The sequence below is a fragment of the Caulobacter sp. S45 genome (genome assembly GCF_903642205.1).
Classification (GTDB): domain Bacteria; phylum Pseudomonadota; class Alphaproteobacteria; order Caulobacterales; family Caulobacteraceae; genus CAHJWH01.
On the sequence record NZ_CAHJWH010000211.1, the window covers coordinates 1 to 4,143 of the forward strand.

Annotated in this window: 5 protein-coding genes; 2 read left to right on the forward strand and 3 right to left on the reverse strand. The window is 73.0% G+C overall.

The genetic code is table 11. The features are described 5' to 3' along the window. Positions 1–501, forward strand: a 501-nt coding sequence (locus tag HUV06_RS14930; RefSeq protein ID WP_174302039.1) for a S1 RNA-binding domain-containing protein, incomplete at its 5' end; no start/stop codon positions are given. A gap of 138 nt (positions 502–639) precedes the next feature. After that, positions 640–930 (forward strand): integration host factor subunit beta, encoded by a 291-nt coding sequence (locus HUV06_RS14935; RefSeq protein ID WP_174302040.1) that lies wholly within the window; start codon positions 640–642, stop codon positions 928–930. Here HUV06_RS14935 and HUV06_RS14940 read toward each other — a convergent pair. The 3 genes from HUV06_RS14940 to HUV06_RS14950 all read right to left on the reverse strand — a co-directional run. Continuing rightward, entirely contained in the window at positions 878–2,401 is a 1,524-nt protein-coding gene (locus HUV06_RS14940) for a lipopolysaccharide biosynthesis protein (protein ID WP_174302041.1), read from the reverse strand. The two genes, HUV06_RS14935 and HUV06_RS14940, sit on opposite strands and share 53 nt — an antisense overlap. Beyond that, positions 2,398–3,474, reverse strand: a complete 1,077-nt coding sequence (locus HUV06_RS14945) for a glycosyltransferase family 4 protein (RefSeq protein WP_174302042.1) — start codon at positions 3,472–3,474, stop codon at positions 2,398–2,400. Before HUV06_RS14945 ends, HUV06_RS14940 begins: the two co-directional genes overlap by 4 nt. Beyond that, on the reverse strand, positions 3,471–4,143 hold a 673-nt coding region (locus HUV06_RS14950; protein WP_174302043.1), incomplete at its 5' end, for an O-antigen ligase family protein. The genes HUV06_RS14945 and HUV06_RS14950, both read right to left, overlap by 4 nt.

Sequence of the window (4,143 nt, forward strand, 5' to 3'; positions counted from 1 at the left end):
GACATCGACTGGAACGCCACCGGCGAAGAGGCCATGGCCAAGTACCATCGCGGCGAGATGGTCAAGGCGCGGGTGCTTGACGTGGACGCCGAGAAGGAGCGCATCTCGCTCGGCATCAAGCAGATGTCCGGCGACCCGATCGCCGGCGATGTCTTCCGCCGCGGCCAGATCGTCACCGCCACTGTCGCCGAGATCACCTCGGGCGGCCTGGAAGTGACCTTCGGCGAGGCGGACGCGCCGATGGCGGCCTTCATCAGGAAGTCCGACCTGTCACGTGACCGCTCCGACCAGAACCCCGAGCGCTTCGGCGTCGGCGATCGCCTGGACGCCATGATCACCAACATCGACAAGGCGGCGCGCCGCGTCTCCCTGTCGGTCAAGGCCATGCAGCAGGCCGACGACAAGGAAGCCACCGAGCAGTTCGGCTCCTCCGACTCCGGGGCGTCGCTCGGCGACATCCTGGGCGCCGCGCTGCGGGAGCGTCAGGGCCGCGGCGAGTAGGCCTTGGGTAAACGGCCGGCAATCAACCTCGTGTGGTTCGCCACGCGGGGTTTTTTGTCGCGTCATAATCAAAGCTTAACGGCGCTGGCTTGAGGCGGCGGCGGCTTTCGCCCATGGTGCCCGTGGGGAACAGGGCAAATGATAAGGTCCGAACTGATCACCCGGCTGGCCGAGGAGAACCCTCACCTGACCCAGCGGGACGTGGAACGCGTGGTCGCCGTCATCCTGGACGGCATGTGCGACGCCCTGGCCGAGGGCGGGCGGGTCGAGCTGCGGGGCTTCGGCGCCTTTTCCGTTCGCGCCCGTCCCGCCCGCTCTGGCCGCAACCCGCGCACGGGCCAGGCGGTGGAGGTCAAGGCCAAGGCCGCGCCCTTCTTCAAGAGCGGGAAGGAACTGCGCGAGCGGCTGAACGCCAGCGGCGACGGCTGAACGCAAGGAGCTGCGCCACCTCGCCCGGCGAGAGCAGGGCCACGCCATAGAGCACCGTGTAGCTGGCGAGCAGGCCGGCGCCCGTCAGCAGAGCCGTCGGCCAGTCGTGTGCGCCAAAGCGCTCCGCCAGGGCGCGCCACACCAGAGCCAGCATCAGGCAGGCCACAGGTGCGGCGACGTCGCCGAGCTCCACATCGAGCCCGCCCATCACCTGCGCCGACACCGCGGTGCGCACGCCGTTCACCAGCAGATATCCGCCCAGCGTCGCCCACGCTACGCCCACTCCGCCATAGGCGGGCGCGAGCAGCAGGCACCCGGCCAGGCTTGCAAGCGCGCCGGTGAGCAGGATGGCGAACTCCGGCCGGTGGCGCCCGGTCATGCTGAGCGACACCGACATCGGCCCGAACACCCCGCTGACATAGGCCCCCAGCGCAAGGGCGAAGCAGAGCCATGGATCGAAGCGGAAGCGGGCGCCGAAGACCAGGTCCAGCCAGGGCCCGAACACCGCCACGCCGGCCAGCAATGGCGCACAGGCCAGCGAGGACAGGCGCAGGTATCGGCCGAGCTCGCGCCGGACCCCTCGCCTGCTGCCTGCGGCGTATAGGCCCGCCACGGTGGGACCGAGCGTCTGGCTCAAGGCTGTGGGATAGAGGCAGATCAGCTGGGCGATGGCGCTGACGGCGGCGTAGTCGCCCACCTCCCGCGCCGGCCGGAAATGGCCGAGCACCAGCACGTCCACGAGCTTCAGGGCGCCATAGGTCAGCAGCATGGCCGCCATCCAGCCGCTGTAGCCGAACAGGCGCGCCGGGGAGCCGGAGCCGGCGACCCCCGGCGGCTCAGGAGCCGGCGGTTCCGCCCGCAGCGGGCGCCGGCCCCTCATCAGCAGCGCCGCGAGCACGAGGTTGGCCGCCGCGACGCCTACCGCCGTCGCCGCCAGCACGCCACGGGCGCCGAGCCCCAGCGCCAGCAAACCACCAAGCGCGACCGTCCGGACTACGGGCTGGAGATAGAGGGAGGCCAGCGAGGCCTGGGCCACCCGGTCGAGCGCCCGGCAGGCGGCGGTCAGCACGGCGAGGTCGGCGGCGAACGGCAGGGCCGTGAAGGCGATGACGAGGTCCAGCGCAAACCCCGGCTGGCGGTAGAGGTGCGCCTGCAGCCAGGGGGCGCCGGCCAGGGCCATGGCGGCCACGACCGCCAGGTTCACCGCCCAGGTGATCTGTCGCAGCTTTTGGACCTGCGCCACCTTGGCGGCCCGGCCCGCGCCGCTCTCCCCGAGGCGCCGCAGCAGGGAGAGGTCCAGCCCCAGTGGGGCCAGGATCACGGCGACCCCGTAGATCGCCCGCGCCAGGCTGACCTGGCCATAGCCCTGCGGTCCAAGCCACCGCGCCGCCGCCACGCCGACCCCGAAGGCGATCCCCTGCTGGAACAGCAGCCCTCCGGCATAGAGGCCGGCGTCGCGTCCGCGGGTCACGCCGCCGTCCGCCCGCGGCCTGCGTCCTGGAAGGCGCCCCTGATCGCCTGCGCCGCGTGGCGCCAGGCGAAGACGCCTTCCGCGAGCCTGAGAGAACCGCGTCCGAGCCGTCTGCAGTCGGCCAGGGCGAGGCGCAGGCCCTCGGCCAGGGCGTGCGGATCGCCCGCCGGGACGAGCACGCCGTTGACGCCGGGCCGCACCACCTCCGCCAGTCCGCCGACCGCCGACGCCACCACTGCCCGGCCATGGGCCAGGGCCGCTGCGGCCACGCCGCTGGCGCTCGCCTGCAGGTAGGGCGCGGCCACCACGTCGCAGGCGGTCAGCGCTCTGAGCAGATCGGCGCGCGAGGCGTGACCGGGCGTGACGGCGCAGGCGGGGAGCGCGAGGACATCGCCGTGCAGCCGATCGAGTTCAGGCCCGGCGCCGCGGATGTCGAGGCTGAACGCCACGCCACGCTGCTGAAGCATACGCCCCGCCTCGAGCAGCACCTCCAGGCCCTTGTAGCGCTCCATGCGGCCGAACATCAGCACGCCGCCGCACCCGGACGGCGCCTGCGGAGGGGCTCCGGGCCGCAGGATCGGGCCATGAGCCAGCGGTGTCACGGGGCGACCGGTGGCCTGCTCCAGGCGCGCCGCGCAGGCGCGACCATGGGCGAAGAGGTGGTCGGCCACCGCACGCTGGACGGCGATCCCGTGCGCCCGACGCCGGGCGAACTCGGCGTCGCGGCCCGGATGCGGCTCGGGATCGTGGACGATGAGCCCCAACGGGGCGATGCGGGCCGCCAGGCCCAGCAGCGTGCTCAGGTGCGGATGCGGATGTTCGTGCGCCACGATCGCATCCGGCCTCCATCGCGCCAGGGCGGCGGCGAGAGGGCCCACCGAGGCCCAGCGGCGCAGCACGCCGGCCTGGCTGAAGCGGCGGACCGCCACGCCGGGCGGACAGGGCGCCTGCCCACGCTCGCGGTCCAGGGCTCCTGCGTCGGCGAACACCATGACCGGGCCGGCCTCGGCGAGGGCGCCTGCCAGTTCCACCGAATAGTCGGCGAAGCCGCTGGCGATCAGCGCGACCCTCATCGCGTGACCGTCACGGCGCAGACCTCAGCCGCGGCGGCCGCATGGGCGCGCCGCCAGGCCGCCTTATGGCCGACGCTGGGACGCCGACATCTGTAACGGTCGGCCCGGAAGCCATAGAGGCCGAACAGGGCGCACAGGCCGAACTGCGCCACGGGACCCTCCGCCCGCACCGCCATGTCCTCACTCAGCCCTGACAGCAGCCATCCGGCGGCGAGCAGAAGCAGCACGCCCCGCGCAAGGGCTTCCGATCGTGCGGGCGGCCAGGTGGCCGCGACCGCGCCCGCGACCGCCAGGACCAGCAGGGCCGCCCCCAGGCCGCCCAGATTGACGGTCACGTCCAGGAGCGCATTGTGCACGTGGTTGACCCCGAACAGGGCCGTTAGCCGGGCGGCGACCTCAGGGGATACGGAGTAGTTCAGTCCCCAGCCGCCGAGCCAGTGACGACGAACCAGATCGGCGGCGGCGCGCCATAGGGCTGTGCGGCCGCTGAGGGTGACATCCCGGCCAAGGGTCGCCAAGCCGGCCGCCAGGATCATCGCGCGCCCGGCGAAGGCAGCGGCAAGGGCCGACAGCGCCAGCCCCGCCGCGGCGAAGCCCGCCAGGGCCAGGCGGGAAGAGCCGCGGACCCGCAGGCCGAGCTGATCCAGCACCGGCAGCGCCGCCGCCAGG

Excerpts from the sequence above, each read along its gene's own strand:
- HUV06_RS14935 (WP_174302040.1), top strand. The coding sequence starts at position 640 with ATGATAAGGTCCGAACTGATCACCCGGCTGGCCGAGGAGAACCCTCAC.
- HUV06_RS14945 (WP_174302042.1), bottom strand. The coding sequence starts at position 3,474 with ATGAGGGTCGCGCTGATCGCCAGCGGCTTCGCCGACTATTCGGTGGAA.